General features: G+C 37.5%; 18 protein-coding genes and 1 pseudogene. All 19 read left to right on the top strand.

The window, feature by feature from the left end; all coding sequences use genetic code 11:
- Positions 1-27 precede the first annotated feature (27 nt).
- Positions 28-2,166, top strand: a complete 2,139-nt coding sequence (locus L1765_RS12875) for a sigma 54-interacting transcriptional regulator (protein ID WP_236407892.1) — start codon at positions 28-30, stop codon at positions 2,164-2,166.
- The gene (locus L1765_RS12880; protein ID WP_236407893.1) at positions 2,163-3,590 is read left to right on the top strand and encodes a CoA-binding protein; all 1,428 of its coding nucleotides are present in this window, start codon (positions 2,163-2,165) and stop codon (positions 3,588-3,590) included. The genes L1765_RS12875 and L1765_RS12880 overlap by 4 nt, the downstream gene beginning before the upstream one ends.
- The gene (locus L1765_RS12885) at positions 3,556-4,260 is read left to right on the top strand and encodes a CoA transferase subunit A (RefSeq protein ID WP_236407894.1); all 705 of its coding nucleotides are present in this window, start codon (positions 3,556-3,558) and stop codon (positions 4,258-4,260) included. The genes L1765_RS12880 and L1765_RS12885 overlap by 35 nt, the downstream gene beginning before the upstream one ends.
- On the top strand, positions 4,229-4,897 hold the full coding sequence (locus L1765_RS12890; protein ID WP_236407895.1) for a 3-oxoacid CoA-transferase subunit B: 669 nt from the start codon (positions 4,229-4,231) through the stop codon (positions 4,895-4,897). Before L1765_RS12885 ends, L1765_RS12890 begins: the two co-directional genes overlap by 32 nt.
- 25 nt (positions 4,898-4,922) lie before the next feature.
- Positions 4,923-5,945: a TAXI family TRAP transporter solute-binding subunit gene (locus tag L1765_RS12895; protein WP_236407896.1), complete on the top strand. Its 1,023-nt coding sequence runs from the start codon at positions 4,923-4,925 to the stop codon at positions 5,943-5,945.
- A 110-nt stretch (positions 5,946-6,055) separates the two neighbouring features.
- On the top strand, positions 6,056-7,984 hold the full coding sequence (locus L1765_RS12900; RefSeq protein WP_236407897.1) for a TRAP transporter permease: 1,929 nt from the start codon (positions 6,056-6,058) through the stop codon (positions 7,982-7,984).
- A gap of 41 nt (positions 7,985-8,025) precedes the next feature.
- A complete protein-coding gene (locus tag L1765_RS12905) occupies positions 8,026-8,874 on the top strand; it encodes a 3-hydroxyacyl-CoA dehydrogenase (protein ID WP_236407898.1) in 849 nt (282 codons plus the stop codon).
- Between the two features lie 13 nt (positions 8,875-8,887).
- On the top strand, positions 8,888-9,661 hold the full coding sequence (locus tag L1765_RS12910) for an enoyl-CoA hydratase/isomerase family protein (RefSeq protein WP_236407899.1): 774 nt from the start codon (positions 8,888-8,890) through the stop codon (positions 9,659-9,661).
- A gap of 21 nt (positions 9,662-9,682) precedes the next feature.
- On the top strand, positions 9,683-10,834 hold the full coding sequence (locus L1765_RS12915; RefSeq protein WP_236407900.1) for an acyl-CoA dehydrogenase family protein: 1,152 nt from the start codon (positions 9,683-9,685) through the stop codon (positions 10,832-10,834).
- Positions 10,835-10,845: 11 nt separating this feature from the next.
- Positions 10,846-12,039 carry a thiolase family protein gene (locus tag L1765_RS12920; RefSeq protein WP_236407901.1) on the top strand — a complete coding sequence of 398 codons (1,194 nt, stop codon included), beginning with the start codon at positions 10,846-10,848 and terminating at the stop codon, positions 12,037-12,039.
- A 37-nt stretch (positions 12,040-12,076) separates the two neighbouring features.
- On the top strand, positions 12,077-12,832 hold the full coding sequence (locus L1765_RS12925; RefSeq protein ID WP_236407902.1) for an SDR family NAD(P)-dependent oxidoreductase: 756 nt from the start codon (positions 12,077-12,079) through the stop codon (positions 12,830-12,832).
- Positions 12,833-14,182: a hypothetical protein gene (locus L1765_RS12930; RefSeq protein ID WP_236407903.1), complete on the top strand. Its 1,350-nt coding sequence runs from the start codon at positions 12,833-12,835 to the stop codon at positions 14,180-14,182.
- Positions 14,183-14,184: 2 nt separating this feature from the next.
- Positions 14,185-15,171, top strand: a complete 987-nt coding sequence (locus L1765_RS12935) for a hydroxyacid dehydrogenase (protein ID WP_236407904.1) — start codon at positions 14,185-14,187, stop codon at positions 15,169-15,171.
- Positions 15,172-15,226: 55 nt separating this feature from the next.
- A complete protein-coding gene (locus L1765_RS12940; protein WP_236407905.1) occupies positions 15,227-16,210 on the top strand; it encodes an NAD(P)H-dependent flavin oxidoreductase in 984 nt (327 codons plus the stop codon).
- Positions 16,207-16,974, top strand: a complete 768-nt coding sequence (locus L1765_RS12945) for an electron transfer flavoprotein subunit beta/FixA family protein (protein WP_236407906.1) — start codon at positions 16,207-16,209, stop codon at positions 16,972-16,974. The genes L1765_RS12940 and L1765_RS12945 overlap by 4 nt, the downstream gene beginning before the upstream one ends.
- Before the next feature lie 21 nt (positions 16,975-16,995).
- The gene (locus L1765_RS12950) at positions 16,996-17,970 is read left to right on the top strand and encodes an electron transfer flavoprotein subunit alpha/FixB family protein (RefSeq protein ID WP_236407907.1); all 975 of its coding nucleotides are present in this window, start codon (positions 16,996-16,998) and stop codon (positions 17,968-17,970) included.
- Between the two features lie 123 nt (positions 17,971-18,093).
- Positions 18,094-18,762: a GntR family transcriptional regulator gene (locus L1765_RS12955; protein ID WP_236407908.1), complete on the top strand. Its 669-nt coding sequence runs from the start codon at positions 18,094-18,096 to the stop codon at positions 18,760-18,762.
- Between the two features lie 10 nt (positions 18,763-18,772).
- Positions 18,773-19,834 carry a tartrate dehydrogenase gene (locus tag L1765_RS12960; RefSeq protein WP_236407909.1) on the top strand — a complete coding sequence of 354 codons (1,062 nt, stop codon included), beginning with the start codon at positions 18,773-18,775 and terminating at the stop codon, positions 19,832-19,834.
- A gap of 224 nt (positions 19,835-20,058) precedes the next feature.
- Positions 20,059-20,315 (top strand): annotated as a pseudogene (locus L1765_RS16215) (transposase); the annotation flags it as partial.

Consider the following 20,315-nt stretch of genomic DNA (forward strand, 5'->3'; position numbering starts at 1 on the left):
TGTATTGATGGAAGTTTGGCATCATTTTTGCTAAATAAAATTACCAAAGCACAACATGTGCTTTTAAGGAGTGAACTAAAATTGCTGTACCGTGTAAAGGATGTTATGACTAGAACTTCATTCAAATTTTTTGAGAATGATGATTTTCATTATTGCCTAAATACTTTTGTTGAAAGTAGATTAGATGGAGCCTTAGTTTTTAATCATCTCGATGAACTAGTCGGCATCTTGACAGAGAAAGAAGTATTAAAGGGGGTTGTAATTAATACAAAGAAGGTAAAAGAGATCATGAAACCCTATGAATTAATCTTAAACGAGGATGATCTTATTAAATCCGCGATTCATTACTTGGATTCGATCTATCCTGTTAAAAATCATAAGGGTGAATTGACTGGTTTTATTACTAGATCTCGTATCCTGGAAAAATACGGAGAGCAGACCCAAGAGGAATTAAGCCATTTAGATGCCATTTTTAATTCAGCCCATAATGGAATCTTATCTATTGATGATAAAGGTTGTATAACTTCAATTAACCCTGCTGCGGTGAGAATGGCAGGAACAACTCGAGAAAAGGCAATCGGTAAATTTTTAACAGATGTAGTTTCTCCTAGTGGGTTGTTAGAAGTTATAAGAACAGGTAAACCTCATAGCGAAAAATATCAAGTTGGAAAAAGAAAGTATGTAACAAACCGGACACCGATCTTTCGGAATGGTCATGTTGTTGGAGCTGTGGGAGTCTTTCAAGATATTTCTGAGATTGAATTTATATCTGAAGAATTAAGTAGTGTAAAAAATATTCTAAATGAATTAGACATCGTCTTAGAATCATCGTATGATGCCATTTTAATAACAGATGATAAAGGAAAAATTATCAAAGCCAACAAAGCCTTCAAACGTATTCTAGGATTGAATGAAATACCAGATAACTATGAATTTTTAATTGGAACTTATATAGAATCTTTTCTTGTCTCCAAGGTGATAGAAAAGAAAGATACAGTTACGGTTATGGAACGTAATAAAGTAAAGAATAATTTGTTAATGATTACCGGAACTCCTGTACTCAACACCGATTCTAATATAGAACGTGTTGTTATAAATATTCGGGATATAACGGAATTAGATAAATTAAGACGTGAGCTTGATGAAACTAAAAAATATCTTAGTCAATTAGAAGATGAGAAAAACCTAAGCAAGAAATTTATTGCACAATCACCATCCATGAAGCAAGTGATGGTAACAGTTCAACAAATTGCAAAAGTAGATTCAACAGTTCTTATATTAGGAGAATCTGGAGTAGGGAAAGAGGAAATTTCAAAATTCATTCATCAATTAAGTGATAGAAATGAAAAGCCATTTATTAAAGTAAACTGCGGGGCTATTCCCGAACATTTACTAGAATCTGAATTATTTGGATATGAACCAGGAGCTTTTACAGGAGCAAGTAAAAGCGGAAAAATGGGTTTATTTGAAGCAGCCCATAAAGGAACCATTTTCTTGGATGAAATTGGTGAACTTCCATTATTATTACAGGTCAAACTTCTTAGAGTATTACAGGAAAAAGAAATTACCCGTGTAGGGGGAGTGAGACCTAAGAAGATTGATGTTCGAATTATCGCCGCTACCAATCAGGATCTTAGTGGTTTAGTAGACAAGGGGGAATTCAGAAAAGATCTTTATTATCGTTTAAATGTGGTTCCAATCTATGTTCCGCCATTACGAGAAAGGGTAGAAGATATTCCATTATTGTTAGCGCTTTATCAGCAACGATTTGCAAAACAGTACAAAATGGAAAAAAAATTTACTTCAGAAGCTATTAATGCTTTGATGCAATATCATTGGCCTGGTAATGTTCGCGAATTGGCAAATGTGGTAGAACGTTTATTTGTGACAACACCTGGACCTACAATTGAACTGAAGGATATTGGTATCATATTCGATTCAACAATGATAGAGAGTCAGGAAAGTTTTGTTTTTGTAAACGGAATTCTTCCACTAAAAAAAGCAGTAGATGAAGTAGAGAAGCAATTGATTAAAAAAGCACTCCATATCTATAAAAGCACTCGACGTACAGCAAAGGTTTTGCAAATTAATCAATCAACTGTTGTAAGGAAAATGCAAAAATTTCAAGAAGCAGACTGGTCTGGTGAAGAGGGTGGTAGATCATGATGAATTATTTACTTTCTCCGTCATCATTAGCTGTTATTGGTGGAACGAACAATCACCAAAAAAAGGGTGGCCGTGTTTTAATCAATTTACAAAAATCAAAATTCCCTGGTCGTCTTTATGCTGTAAATCCAAATCATAAAGAGGTTTTTGGTGTTCCTTGTTATTCCTCAATACTAGATATTCCTGATGAGGTAGAGGCAGCTTGTATCATAATCCCTGCACCAGAAATCCCAGAAGTGATTAGAGAGTGTGTAAGAAAAGGAGTAAAAATGGTTTCAATATTTAGTTCCGGTTTTGCTGAAACCGGAGATGAAGGAGAAAGATTACAAAGAGAGATATTATCAATAATCAAGGGAACTAATCTTCATGTTTATGGACCCAATATTCCTGGTCTTTTTGATTTTCGCAAAAAATGGGGATTATCATTTTCGCCCAAATTTGAACCTCATAGATTTTTTAGCGGCTCCATTGGTGTAATTACTCAAGGAGGAAGTTTAGGAAGAGCGATTATTGATGCTAATGAAAAGGGAATCGGTTTTAGTTATTGGTTTTCCCCTGGAAATGAAATTGATCTTGATACAAATGATTTTCTTAAATGGTTGGTGGATGATGATCATACTGATGTTATCTTGATGATTTTGGAAAGTGTCCCAGATCCTGAACGTTTTATAGAAGTAGTAAATGAAGCAAGTAATCGAAATAAGCCAATTGTTGTTTTAAAATTAGGTAATTCACCCTTAGCGATTAAAGCAATCGAAAAACATTTAGGTATTAATAGAAATCGCCATTTATCTTGGTCTTTATATAAACACCCAGGGATTATTCAGGTTGATGATTTAGATGAATTAATCGGTGTGGGTTGGTTACTTCAAAAATATAACCAAGTTATGAATGGAAGAGTATTAATTTATTCTTGGGCTGGAGGCTCTTCAATTTTGATGACTGACATGTGCGAAAGATATGGTGTTTCCTTACCTCCTATGACTCGTTCACTTAGAGAGAAATTTGAAGCCTTAACTCCTCAAAATCGTTCAATTATGAACCCATTAGATCTGACAACTGCTGTTTATGAGAATCTATCATTATTTAATAAAGGATTGAGATTAGCCATTGATTCTGGAGAGTACGATATTATTTTAATTCCTATCCCGTTCAAAATTGAAAATTTAACTGAACAGATGGCACTTCATATTATAGATCTTGCAAAAAATACAAAAGTTCCATTGGTTCCAGTCTTTTTAACAACTGGTGAATTGAGCGGTACTACTTATGAAATGATTGCTAATAGTGGGATTCCGTATTTCACAAAAACAGAAACGGCAATTAAGTCATTAGCATTATTTTTAAGATATAAACAGATGCCTAATATCCTACGTGGAGGTAATTACTATGAAAAAATTAATTACACCAGAGGAAGCGGTTAAGTTCATAAAAACTGGAGATGTATTGATGGTTGGGGGGTTTGGGTTATCTGGCACTCCACTAACTTTAATTGATGTTCTAACAAAACATGTTGCAAAAGAACTCACGGTCATCAGTAACAATCTTGGTGAAGAAGGAAGAGGACTTGGGAAATTACTTTTGTCAGGTCATCTTAAAAAGGCTATTGGTTCATATTTTACGACTAATAAGGATGCAGTAAATGCGTGGTCAAAAGGAGAACTAGAAATTGAGCTTATTCCCCAAGGTACGTTGGCTGAAGCAATACGTGCAGGCGGTGCGGGTATTGCAGGATTTTACACAAAAACTGCTGTAGGCACAAAATTATCAGAAGATAAGGAAATTAGGGAATTTAATGGGGAAAAATATTTATTTCAGCCTGCGTTAAAAGCAGCTGTTTCATTAATAAAAGCTGCAAAAGCAGATGATTTGGGTAATCTCGTTTACCATAAAACAGCTCGAAATTTTAATCCAGCTATGGCAACAGCAGCAAAAATTGTAATTGCAGAAGTGGACGAAATTGTTGAAGTTGGTTCGTTTACCCCAGAAGAGGTCGTTACTCCACATGTTTATGTTGATTATGTAGTAATTAATCGTTATGTCAAGAAAGGGGGGCGTTACGTTGCCCAAGAAGAAGTCTCCGGATCGAATTAAGATAGCTAAACGGTTGGCACAAGAACTCCAAGATAGACAAGTTGTTAATCTCGGGGTTGGAATTCCAACTCTTGTTCCAGACTATATTGAGGAAGGGAAGCAAGTGTTTTTACAGTCGGAGAATGGATTGCTTGGAATGGGGCCTACTCCACCAGAAGACGAGTTAGACATGGATTTGATTAGTGCAAGTAAACAGCCAATTACCATGCAATCAGGTGCATCATTATTTGATAGTGCAGATTCATTTGTCATGATCAGAGGAGGACACATTGATGTGGCTGTTTTAGGGGCTCTACAAGTGGATGAGACAGGGGAAATAGCCAATTGGGCTGTACCTGGTCAACAGATACTAGGAGTGGGGGGAGCTATGGACCTTGTCGCTGGTGCAAACAAAATTATTTTAGCACTTACACACCAATCAAAAGATGGGGAACCCAAGCTAGTAAAAAAATTAACTTATCCAAGTAGTGGAATACGAAAAGCCAATTTGGTAGTGACTGAAAAAGCAGTTTTTGAATTTAAAGACGGAATCATGTATTTAATAGAACTTGATCCTGCTCTTACAGTAGAAGAGTTAAGGAAAATAACTGAAGCTGAATTTAAAGTTTCACCGACGTTATCGGTGAATTACAAATAATTTTTAAATGAAAGGGTGGTTAAAAATGAGAAAACTCTTATTTGTATTGATGGTGGGTCTTTTGGCACTTTTATTAACCGCATGTGGAGGGGAAACAAAATCAAGTACTCAACCTTCCTCTACAGAAAAGCAAGGAACGGAGGCCATTACTCAATCAAATGCTCCTCAAGCACAAGAATTTACTTTCGGGGCAGCAACACAAGGAGGACTTTGGTATACCTTAGCAGGAGCAATGGGAGACGAAATTCAGAAAGCTATCCCAGGATCGACAGTAACAGTTATTGAAGGTGGTTCAATAACCAATCTGCTTGGTCTTGAGAGTGGTAAATTTCAAATTGGGTTCTCCAATGGACAGACTGTTCCTGAAGCCCTTAATGGAATCGGCAAATTTGAAAAGAAAGCAGAAAATATTCGTTTTGTTGCAACACTATATCCCAATGTATACCACATGGTAGTAAGAGCTGATTCTGATATTTATACTGTTGAAGATCTGAAAGGAAAAAGAGTTAGCCCTGGAATTAAAGGCTATAGCGGTGAGCTAGTTTTTCAACAAATTCTAAAATTGAATAATATGTCTTATGATGATTTAGCTAAAGTTGAATATGTCGGTACTGCTGATGGCGCAAATTTGCTTCGTGATGGTCATATTGATGCTATTGTTGGCATGATCGCTGCTCCTGTTTCTACATTTCAAGAGTTGGATACAACTATAGGAATTCGTTTGATTCCGTTGTCTGATGAAACGATAAGCAAAATGAGGGCATCCAATGATGGATTTAAGACTTATACAATTAAGGCTGGAACTTATAATAATTTTAAAGAAGACACCAATACAGTAGCTGCTTATACCGTATTTTTAGCTAACAAGGATCTAAGTGATGATACCGTTTACACATTAACAAAAATGATTGTAGAAAATGCTGAAAAATGGAAAACCTTAAGCAAAATTATGAACTCCTTTGATGGTCAATTCTCCATTGATAATCAAGTGGGACCTATCCATCCTGGTGCTGAAAAGTATTATAAGGAAGCTGGTTATTTAAAATAATATATAGCTGTTGTCTGATAAAAAGGCGGGATTGTACTGGCTTTTTTATCCAGAAAATTCCCGTTTTTAACAGTGTTTAAAAATTTTTTAGTTAAAATGAGGTGAAAGTAGTGACTGAAAAAAATCAACAGATTGAAGATATTGAACTGCTTTCCAAGTCGCGAGATTTAAAGGGGATCTTTGCTATCATCACATCAATCATTGCTATATCGATGTCTATATTCCAATTATATACTGCGATGTTTGGTATATTTGAATCAATTCTCCAACGTTCTGCTCATTTAGGATTTGCTTTATTATTAACCTTTGCTGCTATAAAACCCTTTAAAAAATATAAGAAACTAAATATCGGATGGTATGACATTCTCTTTATGCTGCTAACACTAGGGTCATTTGGATATATTGTTTATAATGCTGGAGATATAGCCTCCAGAATGGCTTATGTAGAGCCTTTATCTACAATCGATATAGCTGTTGGAGTAACTGCTATTATCTTATTAATAGAAGCAACAAGAAGAACGGTTGGATGGGCCCTAACAATCATTTTGCTACTTTTTTTGAGTTATACCCTTTGGGGAGATAATCTGCCTGGATTACTTGCCCATCGTCACTTTTCCCTGGAATGGGTGGTTGAACAATTATATTTTACATCTAATGGTGTTTTGGGAATTCCGTTGGGAGTTTCTGCTACGTTCATTTTTATGTTTATTCTTTTTGGAAAGTTTCTTGAGGTATCTGGTGCAGGTCAATTTTTTATTGATTTAGCAATATCTGGAATGGGAAAATATCGTGGAGGGCCAGCAAAAACAGCAGTTGTAGCTAGTTCGATTCTGGGTACAATTTCAGGAAGTGCAGTTGCCAACACTGTAACAACAGGTGCATTTACGATACCTTTGATGAAAAAAACCGGATATAGGGGAGAATTTGCCGCAGCTGTTGAGGCTGTATCTTCGTCTGGAGGACAAATAATGCCCCCGATTATGGGTGCATCTGCTTTTATAATTGCTTCCTACTTAGGTATGCCTTATATAGAGGTAGCAGCCGCTGCTTTAATACCAGCATTGTTGTATTATCTGTGCCTATTTTTTCAAGTCGATTTTAGGGCCTTGCGTAGGGGGCTTAGGGGTGTACCTAAAAATGAATTACCAGATATGAAAAAAGTGATTAAACAAGGATTTTTGTTTTTTGCCCCTTTAATACTCATTGTTTATTTGCTGATAATTGGATTTTCTCCAATGCGCGCAGGGTTATTTGCCATTGTTACGGTAATCGTTGTTGCGGCGGTTAAAACAGCAACCAGGCTTAAATTAAAACTTATTATTAAAACATTAGATGTTGGGGCACGTGCAGCTGTTGAAACTGCGATTGCAACAGCAGCAGCCGGGATGGTCATTGGACTTATTTCTCTTACAGGGTTAGGGTTAAAATTTAGCAGTTTAATCATTAATTTAGCTGGAGGAAGTCTTTTACTGACCCTTATTTTTACCATGATTAGTTCAATCATTTTAGGTATGGGTCTTCCAACGGTCGCTGCGTATATCGTTCAAGTAGCGTTAACTGTTCCGGCATTAATTGAATTAGGGGTTACTCCTTTAGCAGCTCATATGTTTGTTTTCTACTTTGCCATTATTTCTGCAATAACTCCCCCAGTTGCTTTAGCTGCTTTTGCTGGGGCAGGAATAGCAGGTTCAGATCCTATGCGTACGGGAATGATTGCCCTTCGTTTAGGTATTGGTGCCTTTATAGTACCCTATATGTTCATTTATGGGCCTTCCATTTTATTAATTGGAACACCATTAGAAATTTTCTTAACCTTAATATCAGCCATTATTGGTATCTATGGTATTGCTGCTGGTGCAGAAGGATGGTTAAAACGAGATATGAAATGGTGGGAGCGAGTAATTATTATAGCCAGTTCTTTAACATTGATTAAACCAGGTCTTATAACAGATGTTATTGGGTTTTTTGGTGTGGCATTTATTTTTCTTTTACATCGTGTTTCAACCAGGAAAACCAATCTATCAATACAAGCTGATTAACTGATGGTAATTAATCAAAGGGTAGGAAAGGAGATGCAAATATGAAAAAACTTACTGTCGTTGGTTCGGGGACAATGGGGCGTGGGATTGCATATGTGGCAGCTCTTGGTGAATATCAGGTTTATTTGCAAGACATTAATCAAGAATCGTTGGATTCTGCTCAAAGATATATAGAAATAGAAATGAGAAAAAGTGCTGAACGTGGATTTATTAATCCCGAAAAAGTGCAATCAGCCCTTGAAAGGATTACTTATACAACTAGTTTAGAAGAAGCTGTTGGAAAAGCAGATATTGTGATTGAAGCTGTATTTGAATTAATGGATTTAAAAATCGAGATATTCAAGAAGTTGGATAAATTATGTCCGGAACACACGGTTTTAGCCACAAATACATCAACAATGAGTCCAACTGAAATTGCTGCCCAAACTTCGCGCCCGGAAAAATGTATTGCAATGCATTTTTTTAACCCTGTTCATAAAATGAAGCTTATTGAAATCATCCGTGGATTGGAAACTTCTGATGAAACTGTAGCCATAGCAAAGGAAGTTGGGGTTAGATTAGGAAAAGAAACAGTAGAGGTTAACGAATTTCCTGGATTTGTCACTAGCCGAATGAATTGCTTGATTGGAAATGAAGCAATGAACATGTTGATGGAGGGAGTTGCATCAGCAGAAGATATTGATAAAGCATTAAAGTTAGGTTTAAACCATCCAATGGGACCGTTAGAGCTAGCTGATTTAGTAGGCTTAGACACCCGTTTGAGAAATATGGAATATCTTTATAAAACTTTGGGAGAAAAATATCGCCCCTGTCCACTATTGGTTAAATATGTAAAGGCTGGAAGATTAGGCAGAAAATCTGGAGCTGGATTTCATATTTATAACAAATAATAGGGGGAATTCCATGCTTCAATTTATAATTACTGAAATTTCAAATGGTATTGGTGTTATTAAAATTAATCGTCCTGAAGTTCGTAATGCTCTTCATGCAGAAACTTTAAAAGAATTAGAGGAAGCTATTGATCAATTTGAAAAAAATGATGAGGTAAAAGTTATTGTTATAACTGGAGAAGGTGATAAATCCTTTGCTGCAGGCGCAGATATTAAGCAACTACGGGAAAGAGAAATGTTAGAGGCTTTGGTTCCAGGAATGCAAGGAACCTATAAAAAAGTTGAAAACTGCAGTAAAGCTACGATAGCAGCTATAAATGGATTTGCCCTTGGAGGAGGATGCGAACTCGCTCTTTCTTGTGATATTCGAATAGCAGCGGATCATGCAAAGATTGGATTACCAGAGTTAAACCTAGCTATTATTCCTGGAGCAGGTGGAACTCAGCGTTTATCTCGAATTATTGGAAAAGGCAAAGCGTTAGAAATGATACTTACTGGGAAGATCTTATCAGGTAAAGAGGCGGAACAGTTTGGTTTAGTTTCTCGGTCAGTAGCCTATGAACAATTGTGGGGTGTTGTAAAAGAAACAGCAGAAAAGATAATGAATAAAGGGCCTGTGGCTGTTAAACTAGCAAAAATGGTTATTCATCGAGGAATGGATGTTGATATAGATACAGCTTTGATGTTAGAAAAATTGGCTCAAACCATAGTATTTGGTACAGAAGATAAGAATGAAGGTACACAAGCCTTTATAGAAAAAAGATCTCCCAATTATAAAAATAAGTAGTTTAGGAGAGGAGAGTCAATCATGTACTTTAATTTTTCTGAAGAAATTTTATTTCTAAAAAATAATGTCAAGGATTTTGTTCGTGACGAAGTGGATCCATTAGCTAATGAAATTGAAGAAAGTGATGAAATACCTAAAAGAATTATGAATATGTCAAAGGAAATGGGGTTGTTTGGATTAAGTATTCCTGAGGAATACGGTGGATTGGGCATTAGTATGCTAGGGAAGTGCGCGATCTATGAAGAGTTGGGAAAAACTCATAATGGCTATACAACAGTTGTTGGAGCCCATACTGGTATTGGTTCAGTTGGAATTGTGGAAATGGGAAATGAAAAACAAAAGAAAAAATATTTACCTGATATGGCTGCTGGCGACAGAATTGGAGCTTTTGCTCTTACAGAACCAAGTGCAGGTTCACAAGCTTATAATCTAAAAACCAGAGCAGTTCGAAAAGGAGATAAATATATTATTAACGGTTCAAAACATTTTATCACAAATGCTCCTATCGCAGATATATTTACCGTTATGGCTGTAACTGATCCGGAAAAAGGTCCTAAAGGTATTACTTCATTTATCGTTGAAAAAGACTTTCCCGGATTTCGCCTTGGAAAAATAGAAGAGAAAATGGGGTTACGTGGCTCCCATTCTGCAGAACTATTCTTTGAAGATATGGAAGTACCTGCAGATAATGTTCTGGGTGTAGAGGGGCAAGGTTACGTAAATGCCTTGAAAATCTTAGCAAATGGTAGAGCAGGCTTGGCTGCAAGAAATTTGGGTTCTGCTCAAAAATTATTGGAAATGAGTATCAAATATGCCCAAGAAAGAGTCCAATTTGAAAAACCCATCATCGAAATACAAGCGATTCAACATTTACTTGCGGAAATGGCAATGGATATAGAAGCTCTTCGTTGGTTTACTTACCGTGTAGCATGGATGACAGATCAAAAAATGAATGTAATTAAAGAAGCAGCAATGGTTAAGTTATTTGGTTCCGAAGTATATAATCGAGCGGCAGATAAAGCGGTCCAAGTACATGGTGGAATGGGGTACATTAAAGAATTTCAAGTTGAGCGTTATTATCGTGATGCCCGTATTACAAAAATATATGAAGGAACATCCGAAATTCAGAAAAATATTATTGCTGCTCAATTAAAAAAGGAATATGAGAGATAGGAGGAACAAATATGAGAAATGTAGTAATTATTGATTCTGTTCGTACTGCAGTAGGGCGAATGGGAGGAACTTTAAAAGATGTTCTAGTAGATTTTCTTGCTGCAAAAGTGATTGAAGAAATTATTAACCGTACTGGAATAGAAAAAAATGAGGTTGACGAAGTAATTTTAGGTCAGGCTAAACAAAGTACGGATTCGGCTAATTTAGGCAGATTAGCGTTATTACGGGCCGGATTACCAGTTGAAGTCCCTGGTTATACCGTCCATCGTCAATGCGGTTCAGGACTTCAGGCTATCAATAATGCTGCTCAGCAAATTATATGCGGCTTATCTAATATTGTAATCGCCGGAGGAGCAGAGAGTATGAGTACAGCTCCTTATTATATCCGTCATGCTCGCTACGGGTTTGGTGCAGGAAATGGAGAAATTCTTGATCCAAATACAGAAAGTCAACCTCGCTCACAACCATTTGAAGTATATGGAAATCTAACAATGGGATTAACTGCGGAAAATTTAGCAGATAGATATAACATTTCAAGGGAAGAGCAGGATGAATTTGCATTAAGAAGCCAACAACTTGCCCATCGAGCCATTAACAATGGCGTATTTAAAAAAGAAATAGTACCCTATGAAATCAAAGTTAAGAAAGATGTAATTATGTTTGATACCGATGAACATCCGCGGCAAACTAGTCTCGATAAATTAAGTCAATTAAAGTCTGTTTTTAAAGAAAATGGCACTGTTACTGCTGGTAATAGTAGCGGTAGAAATGATGGAGCATCTGTTGCTTTATTAATGTCCCAGGAAGCGGCTCAAAAACGAGGTTTAAAACCAAAGGCAAAAATTATTGGTCATGCCGTAGCTGGAGTGTCTCCAGATATTATGGGAATTGGCCCAGTACCAGCCACCAAAAAAGCTTTAAATATGGCAGGATTAACTCTTGATGATATTGGTTTGGTTGAGTTAAATGAAGCATTTGCTGCACAAGCTTTATCAGTTATAAAAGAGCTGAATCTAAATCTGGATAAAGTAAATGTAAATGGTGGAGCAATTGCATTGGGTCATCCTATTGGAGCAACAGGTGCTATTCTGATGACAAAGTTGTTACATGAAATGGAACGAAGAGGAGAAAAGTATGGGATGGTATCTCTATGTATAGGAGGAGGCCAAGGAATTACTACCATCATCGAAAATTTACAGGTTTAGTTATGACCAGCTATTCTTTTTAAAGGGGTTTCAGTATATGTCACGATTAAAAAATAAAGTTGCTTTTGTTACTGGAGGAGGCCAAGGAATTGGCAAAGCGATAGCTGCTCGTTTTGCTGAAGAGGGAGCAAGGGTTTATGTTATGGAAATAAATGAAGAATTAATAAACAAAACTTCTTATGAGCTTCAAAATCAAGGACTTCCTGTATATTCATTGGTTGGTGATGTTACTTCCAGGGTAGATGTAGAAACACATATAGAATATGTCATTAACAAAGAAGGGCATATAGATATCCTTGTTAATAATGCAGGGATTATTCGAGATAATTTAGTTCATAAAATGACTGACGACGATTGGGATACTGTAATAAGTGTCCATTTAAAAGGAACGTTTATCTGCTGCCAGGCTGCTCAAAAACATATGGTTAGACAAAAGCAGGGAAAAATTATAAATATCTCTTCAACCTCTGCTTTAGGTAATCGTGGTCAAGCAAACTATGCAGCAGCCAAGGCAGGGATTCAAGGTTTTACAAAAACCTTGGCTATAGAATTAGGCCCATTTGGTATTCAGGTCAATGCAGTAGCGCCAGGATTCATAGAAACAGAAATGACTCGTTCCACTGCCAAACGATTAGGAATATCCTTTGAAGAATTAGTAGAAAAAAAGAAAGCAATGATTCCATTAAGAAGATCAGGCAAACCTGAGGATATTGCAAATGCAGTACTTTTTTTTGCATCTGATGAATCTGATTTTGTGTCAGGGCAGGTTCTATATGTGAGAGGTGGCCCTTAAGTGAATGAATGGCGTAGTGGATTAATTCTTACAATAATTGCCCTGTTTTTTTTAGATCGTTTCTTTAACCTTCCTTATGGGGAAAAGATTTTAGCAGGATTAACACTTTTAGTTATAATAATCTCCATTCCTATATCCCGAGGTATTCCAAAAATTTTTGGCAGTTTAATGCTGGTTATTGGAACACTTATTTTATTGGGAAAAGACAGTGGTATTGATGAATGGGCCCAAAGCATGATTCGAAATCTCCCATTAATGGCTTTAATAGTTTTGGTGCCCATTTTAACAATACCTATTAAATTAGGAGGCTATGATTCAAACATAGAATCGATAACGAATCGTTATCGAAGCAAACCTAATCTATTATTTCTATCTATTTCTATTGTTTTTCAGATGATTGGACCAGTTGTTAATTTGGGTTCCATTCGATTAATTGATGCTATGTTAAAAAAGCTAAAGCTTCCAGCAGAGTTTTTAGGGAAGGTATATATACGCGGGTTTACGTCTATTATTACCTGGTCACCTTATTTTGCTGCTGTACTCCTTATTCTTTATTATGTGGATATTCCATTAGTAAGCTATCTTCCCTTCGGGATTTTACTTGGACTGCTACAACTGATTATTGGAAATTTACTGTTTATTAAAGAAGCAAAAAAAATAGAATTTCCTGAGATTACAGAGAGCCATGAAAATAATCGATGGAAGATATTTGAGTTAATTGTAGCCTTTTCTATATTAACTTCAATTGTGTTTTTCTTCGAATATTGGCTTCAGATGGACATGATTATGATTGTAGCACTGTCTGTGTTTATTTTTCCATTTTTTTGGAGTCTTTATTTAAAATCATTTAGAAGGTTTATTCAATCTTTAAATTACTATCGAAAATACATCGTTCCTGGAACATCAAATGAAGTTATTCTTTTTTTGACAGCAGGATTTTTTGGGGCAGTTTTATCAAATACATCTATCGGATTACTTATAAATGATGGTCTCAGATATTTAGCTGAAACTTCAATTTTATTGATGATTATTTTAACAATTATCCTTACTAGTCTTTTGGCTTTGTTTGGGGTCCATCAAATCGTTACTTTAATCTCTGTAGCATCCAGCGTTATTGCATCAGATTTAGGTATAGAAAAAGTTGTTTTCGCTTTATTGCTTATGAGTGCCTGGTCAGTTTCTACAATCGTTTCTCCTATTACACCTGTCAATGTCATTGTTTCAAGCTTAATTAATAAAAAACCGTTACAAGTATCATTAAAATGGAATGGAGTTCATGCTTTATTAGTAATATCAGCTCATACCCTTTATATTTATCTCGTTCATATATGGATAAGTGGAGGTAAATAATGATGAAAATCTTACAAATCTTATCGATGTATCATTTAGATGGAGAAAAAATCTTACATGAACATGCTGAAGTAATAAAAACGAATCAATATGATCAAGAACATATTATCTCTCTACTGTTAAAACACAAAGATATTAAGGGAATTATTTTACGTGCTCCAGCCCGTATTACTTCTGAAATTATAGAGGCAGCAAGTTCAGTAAAAGTAATTTCAGGTGCTGGAGTTGGGTTAGATAACATAGAAGTAGATTCTGCGACAAAAAAAGGAATTGCTGTATTACATGCTCCAAAAGTTAACACAAAATCTACTGCTGAACATGCTGTGGGATTATTCTTTTCATTATATAAAAAGATTCTTCCGTTTGACAGGGAGACTCGTAAGGGAAATTTTTTAATTCGGGATCAATTATTTTCCCACGATTTACTAAATAAAGAATTAGGGTTGGTAGGTTGGGGCTCTATTGCCCGACATGTTGCTAAAATATGCAGTTTAGGTCTTGGAATGAATGTTAGAAGTTACGTAAGAAGAGTAGATGATGAAAAAATAAGTGCAGCCAACAAATTAGGAGTGAGATTAATAACAAATCTTTCTGAAATTTTTAGTCATTCTGATATCATATCTGTTCATCTTCCTCTTACGGAAGAAACTAGGGGATTGATAAATAGAAAGTATTTCTCACTAATGAAACCTAGTGCTTATTTTGTCAATACAGCCAGAGGGGCTGTAGTTAATGAAACGGATCTTATAGAAGCTTTAAGTAATAGACAGATTGCTGGAGCTGGTCTTGATGTATTTTCTGAAGAACCTCCTAGTCCAAATCATCCCCTTTTCAAGTTAGATAATGTTGTTATATCTCCCCATATTGGCGGGATAACCGAAGAATCGGCGAGGTTATCTTCAACTGTAATAGCCAATAATGTTATTCGTTTCTTAAATGGGGAAAAGCCTCAACATATCGCCAATCCGGAAGTGATAAACATGGTTTGATAAATTTTAAAAGTATGAAGTTATTTTTATATCATCATATAAAGAGGTAGGGAATATGTTACAAACGAAAATTACAGAAATGTTTGGAATAAAATATCCTATTATTCAAGGTGGACTCCAAGGATTAGGGACGTCATCTTTAGTTTCAGCGGTTTCTGAATCAGGAGGACTCGGTTTAATTACTGCTGGAAGTTATAGAGATAGACATGACATGAAAATGGACATACGCAAGGTTCGAGAAAAAACAGCTAAACCTTTTGGTGTTAACCTTACTATTGGAATTCGTAGATCAATGGATGAGTTTGTAGAAGGAGTATTGGAAGAAAAGATTCCTATTGTTTTTACATCAGGAGCTAATCCAGAAAAATATATTCCTTTGTTTAAAAAAGCTGGTATTCAGGTAGTCCATGTGGTTCCATCCGTCCGCTATGCCAAGAAAGCGGAGGAATTAGGATGTAATGCGGTAGTTGTTGTAGGATATGAATGCGGAGGACATCCAGGCCTTTCGGATCAGACAAGTCTGACTTTGATACCCCAAGCTGTTAAGGAGGTATCGATTCCGGTTATTGCTGCTGGTGGGTTTTGTTCTGGCCGAAGCTTATTGGCAGCATTGTCCTTAGGGGCAGAAGGTGTACAGATGGGCACATGTTTTTTGGCCACAAAAGAAAATCCACTACATCCAAAAATTAAAGAAAAAGTATTGAAATTAAATGAAGATGCAACAGTAATCATTAAACGATCTTTGCGAAAGCCAGCTCGGGTAATGAAAACTGAAGTCTCAGAAAAGGTGTTGGCGTTAGAGGAACAAGGGGCGGGTTTAGAAGAATTATTACCCTACATCGGCGGAGAAGCTTACAATAAAGTGATTAAAACCGGAGACCTAAGCAAAGGGGTTATTTCTCTGGGACAGGTTGTAACGATGATCGACAAGATTTTATCTGTTGATGATTTAATCAAGAACATGATCGAGGAAGCAGAGACCCTTTTAGAAGAAATGTCTAACAAATATCTAAAATACCGGAAGGAGGATTATTCATGAAAATACTTGTATGTCTAAAACAAACCTTCGATACCGAAGAAAGAATCGTCATACAGGATGGCCAAATCAGTGAAGAGGGTGTTGAATTTATCATCAACCCCTATGATGAATATGCCGTAGAGGAAGCCCTGAAATTAAGGGAACAGCACGGTGGGGAAGTGACCGTGATTACCGTTGGACCAACCCGGGCTGAATCTGCGCTTCGCACAGCTTTAGCCATGGGTGCAGATAAAGCGGTGATTGTCCATGATGAAAGTCTCTTTGGAGATGAATACACCATTGCCAAAGTATTGGCAGCCGTTGTCAAGCAAAGGGAATACGACATCATCCTTGCCGGAAACATGGCGGTGGATGACGGTTCTGCCCAGGTTGGACCAAGATTGGCCGAAGAATTAGGGATTCCTCATGTCTCCACCATTGTCAAGTTGGATGTGGAAGGGAACAAGGCCCGTGTAGAAAGGGATGTAGAAGGAGATACGGAAGTGATCGAAGTTCAGCTTCCCGTTTTGGTCACGGCTCAGCAAGGTTTAAATGAACCAAGATATCCATCCTTACCCGGTATAATGAAGGCGAAAAAGAAGCCGTTAGAAAGATTAAGCGCCGGTGACCTCGGATTAGATCCGTCCGCCATCAATAGTAAAACGGAACTGGTTGATCAATATCTTCCACCCAAAAAAGAAGCAGGAAAAATCCTTCAGGGTGAAATTGGAGATCAGGTAAAAGAACTGGTACAGCTTCTTCGCAATGAAGCCAAAGTCATTTAGTGAAAAAAAGGGGAAGAAACCGTGAGTAAAAATATATTGGTATTTGCCGAAACAAGAGATGGACAATTGCGCAATGTATCCTTGGAATCCCTGTCTGCAGCCAAGAAAGTGTCCAATGGCGGAAATGTTTCTGCGGTATTGTTTGGAGCAGATGGATCAGCAGCAGATAAATTGGCCCAATATGGCGCAGATAAAGTATACGTAGTGGAACATGAGCAGTTAAAACAATATACCAATGATGCCTATACCCAGTCCTTTGTTCAAGTAATCAATGCGGTAAAACCCGATGTTATCTTCTTGGGGCACACTTCCATCGGCCGGGATTTGGCACCCAGAGTGGCGGCTAAGTTAGGGTTGGGACTTATTTCTGACTGCACAGATATTTCTGTAGAGGGAGACGAAGTGATTTTTACCCGTCCCATCTATGCCGGGAAAGCCTTTGCCAAAAAGAAAGTGGTGGAGGGAACCATCTTTGCCACCATTCGTCCCAATAACATTGCCCTGGATGAACCGGAGGCAGGCAAAACAGCAGAAGTGGTTAACTTTTCTGTAGAAATAAAGGACTTACGTACCGTTGTAAAGGAAGTGGTGCGCAAGGCATCCACCGGTGTGGATTTATCTGAAGCCAAAGTGGTTGTTTCCGGAGGCCGGGGAGTGAAGAATGCTGACGGGTTTAAGCCTCTTCAGGAATTGGCTGATCTATTGGGCGGTGCAGTCGGAGCTTCCCGCGGGGCATGTGATGCCGAATACTGCGATTACTCCTTACAGATTGGGCAGACGGGTAAAGTGATCACTCCAGACCTGTATATTGCCTGCGGAATCTCTGGAGCCATTCAGCATTTAGCCGGTATGTCCAACTCCAAGGTGATCGTTGCTATAAATAAGGATCCGGAAGCTCCTATTTTCCAAGTGGCCGATTATGGAATCGTTGGGGACCTGTTTGAGGTTGTTCCGCTTATCACAGAGGAGTTTAAAAATATATTGGTCATGAATTAATTTTTAAATAAAGACTTCATTAAGATAACAATCTGAGCCATTGACGAATGTCAATGGTTTCATTTACAATATAAGAAAATTCTAACAATGTCGACAGACGACAAGCATAGGCAGGTGAATTCGTTGAATTATTTTAAGGTGGAGAAATCCCTTCCGCTATATGAACAAATTTATTATTCTTTAAAAAAAATGATTATGGATGGGGTATTTCAACCTGGAGAACGTATTTTTGAATCGAAAATTGCTAGGGAATTTGGGATTAGTCGAAGTCCCGTTCGGGAAGCGATTCGATCCCTCCAAAATGAGGGTCTCCTTATTTTAGATCAGAAATCCCAAATTTTAGTCTATCGTCCATCCCTTCATGATATTAAAGAAATTTACCAATGTCGGATGGCCTTGGAATCAATGGCAGCCTCATTGGCTGCTTCTCAAGTGAATGATCAAGAGATAGAAGAATTGGAACAAGTTTTATCGCTGACAAAGAAAGCATTGGAAGAAAATGATCCTAACGAAGCCATTAACCAAAATGCCAAATTTCATGATTTGATTATTCAATTCAGTAGGAATAGGCGTTTGCAGACTCAACTTGAATCCCTTAGAGCCCTTACCCATTTTTATCGAGTTCATAACTTTCAGGGGAAAAGCAGAGGAAGAACCATATTAAGTGATCACCATGGCATATTAACGGAACTAAAAAACAGAAACCCGGAGAAGGCATCCCACGTCATGTCTCAACACATGATGAGGGATATGAATCATCTCCTTCAATTGTTTCAAAACAATAATAAATGAGGTGAAAAGAATGAGGACTTTTGAAATTGCCGTAATACCTGGAGATGGGATTGGAAAAGAAGTGGTACCTGAAGCATTAAAGGTTCTTGAAACAGTAGCAGACGTCCACGGTGGCCTGAAATTTCAATTTACCCAATTTCCGTGGAGTTGTGATTATTACGTGGAGCATGGAGAAATGATGCCCAAGGATGGATTAAACATCCTGTCTAACTTCGAGGCCATTTTTTTGGGGGCGATTGGCAATCCAAAACTGATTCCTGATCATATTTCCTTGTGGGGGTTGTTGATCAAAATTCGCCGGGAGTTTGAACAGGTGATTAATATCCGTCCGGCCAAATTACTTAAGGGAGTCACTTCTCCTCTGGTAAATCCAAATGACTTTGACATCATCGTCGTCAGGGAGAACAGTGAGGGGGAATATAGTGAAATTGGGGGGCGGATTCATAAAGGAGAAGATGAAATGGCCATTCAAAATGCTGTCTTTACCCGCAAAGGGGTAGAAAGGGCCATGAGATATGCCTTTGAATTGGCTAAGAAAAGAAGAGGTCATGTCACCAGTGCCACCAAATCCAATGGGATTTTCCACTCCATGCCTTTTTGGGATCTGGTTTTCAAGGATGTAAAGGAAGATTATCCCGATGTGGATACCGCATCCTACCATATTGATGCCTTGGCTGCCTTTTTTGTGACCAGGCCGCATATTTTTGATGTGATTGTAGCCAGCAATTTGTTTGGAGATATATTAACCGATTTGGGAGGAGCAATCATGGGTAGTATCGGGATTGCTCCGGCAGCCAATATCAATCTGAACGGAAAGTATCCCTCCATGTTTGAACCGGTCCATGGTTCAGCCCCGGATATTTATGGGAGAGGAATTGCCAATCCCATTGGACAGATTTGGACGGCAAAAATGATGCTGGATCATTTTGGAGAAGATGAGTTGGGTAAAAAGCTCCTTAAGGTGATGGAGGATGTCACTGGAGATGGCATCAAAACCCCGGATATTGGCGGGAAAGCTACCACTCGGGAAGTCGGAGAAGAAATCTGCAAACGGGTAAGGGGATTGGCTTGATCCATCATTTATCAAAATATACAATGTATCTCATACTGGGGGCCGTAGGCGGATTTATCGCGGCCCTGATTGGAATTCCCGGCGGTTTTATCATTACTTAGCAGAAGACTCCCATCTTCTATAAGTGGGAGATAAATGCTGACTGATTACAAACAAATGTTCCATAACGCCTTTTCTTATGATATAATCATCATAGGAAGAGGAGGTGAAACGATAAAGATAATTACCTCATCAGGGGCAAGCAATTAAAAAGCATCAATGGTTACATAAATCAACGAATTGCACACTACCAATCTATACGAATGAAACAGGTGGGAGCAAAAGCATTCCGTACTACCAAACATATACAGAAATTACGAATGAAACGACATCATATCCTTCAGAATTATCTCCATCAAGCAAGCAGAAAAATAATCGAGCTAGCAAAAACCTATCAAGTGGGGAAAATCGTCATTGGCGAGATCAAAGAGATCAAACAGCA

This window comes from Microaerobacter geothermalis (genome assembly GCF_021608135.1).
Lineage (GTDB): Bacteria > Bacillota > Bacilli > DSM-22679 > DSM-22679 > Microaerobacter > Microaerobacter geothermalis.

Bases quoted from the DNA above. Each gene is read 5' to 3' on its own strand.
- L1765_RS12910 (WP_236407899.1), top strand. From the start codon at position 8,888: ATGCTTCAATTTATAATTACTGAAATTTCAAATGGTATTGGTGTTATT.
- L1765_RS12920 (WP_236407901.1), top strand. From the start codon at position 10,846: ATGAGAAATGTAGTAATTATTGATTCTGTTCGTACTGCAGTAGGGCGA.
- L1765_RS12880 (WP_236407893.1), top strand. From the start codon at position 2,163: ATGATGAATTATTTACTTTCTCCGTCATCATTAGCTGTTATTGGTGGA.
- L1765_RS12940 (WP_236407905.1), top strand. From the start codon at position 15,227: ATGTTACAAACGAAAATTACAGAAATGTTTGGAATAAAATATCCTATT.
- L1765_RS12885 (WP_236407894.1), top strand. From the start codon at position 3,556: ATGAAAAAATTAATTACACCAGAGGAAGCGGTTAAGTTCATAAAAACT.
- L1765_RS12925 (WP_236407902.1), top strand. From the start codon at position 12,077: ATGTCACGATTAAAAAATAAAGTTGCTTTTGTTACTGGAGGAGGCCAA.
- L1765_RS12915 (WP_236407900.1), top strand. From the start codon at position 9,683: ATGTACTTTAATTTTTCTGAAGAAATTTTATTTCTAAAAAATAATGTC.
- L1765_RS12960 (WP_236407909.1), top strand. From the start codon at position 18,773: ATGAGGACTTTTGAAATTGCCGTAATACCTGGAGATGGGATTGGAAAA.
- L1765_RS12895 (WP_236407896.1), top strand. From the start codon at position 4,923: ATGAGAAAACTCTTATTTGTATTGATGGTGGGTCTTTTGGCACTTTTA.
- L1765_RS12905 (WP_236407898.1), top strand. From the start codon at position 8,026: ATGAAAAAACTTACTGTCGTTGGTTCGGGGACAATGGGGCGTGGGATT.
- L1765_RS12935 (WP_236407904.1), top strand. From the start codon at position 14,185: ATGAAAATCTTACAAATCTTATCGATGTATCATTTAGATGGAGAAAAA.
- L1765_RS12945 (WP_236407906.1), top strand. From the start codon at position 16,207: ATGAAAATACTTGTATGTCTAAAACAAACCTTCGATACCGAAGAAAGA.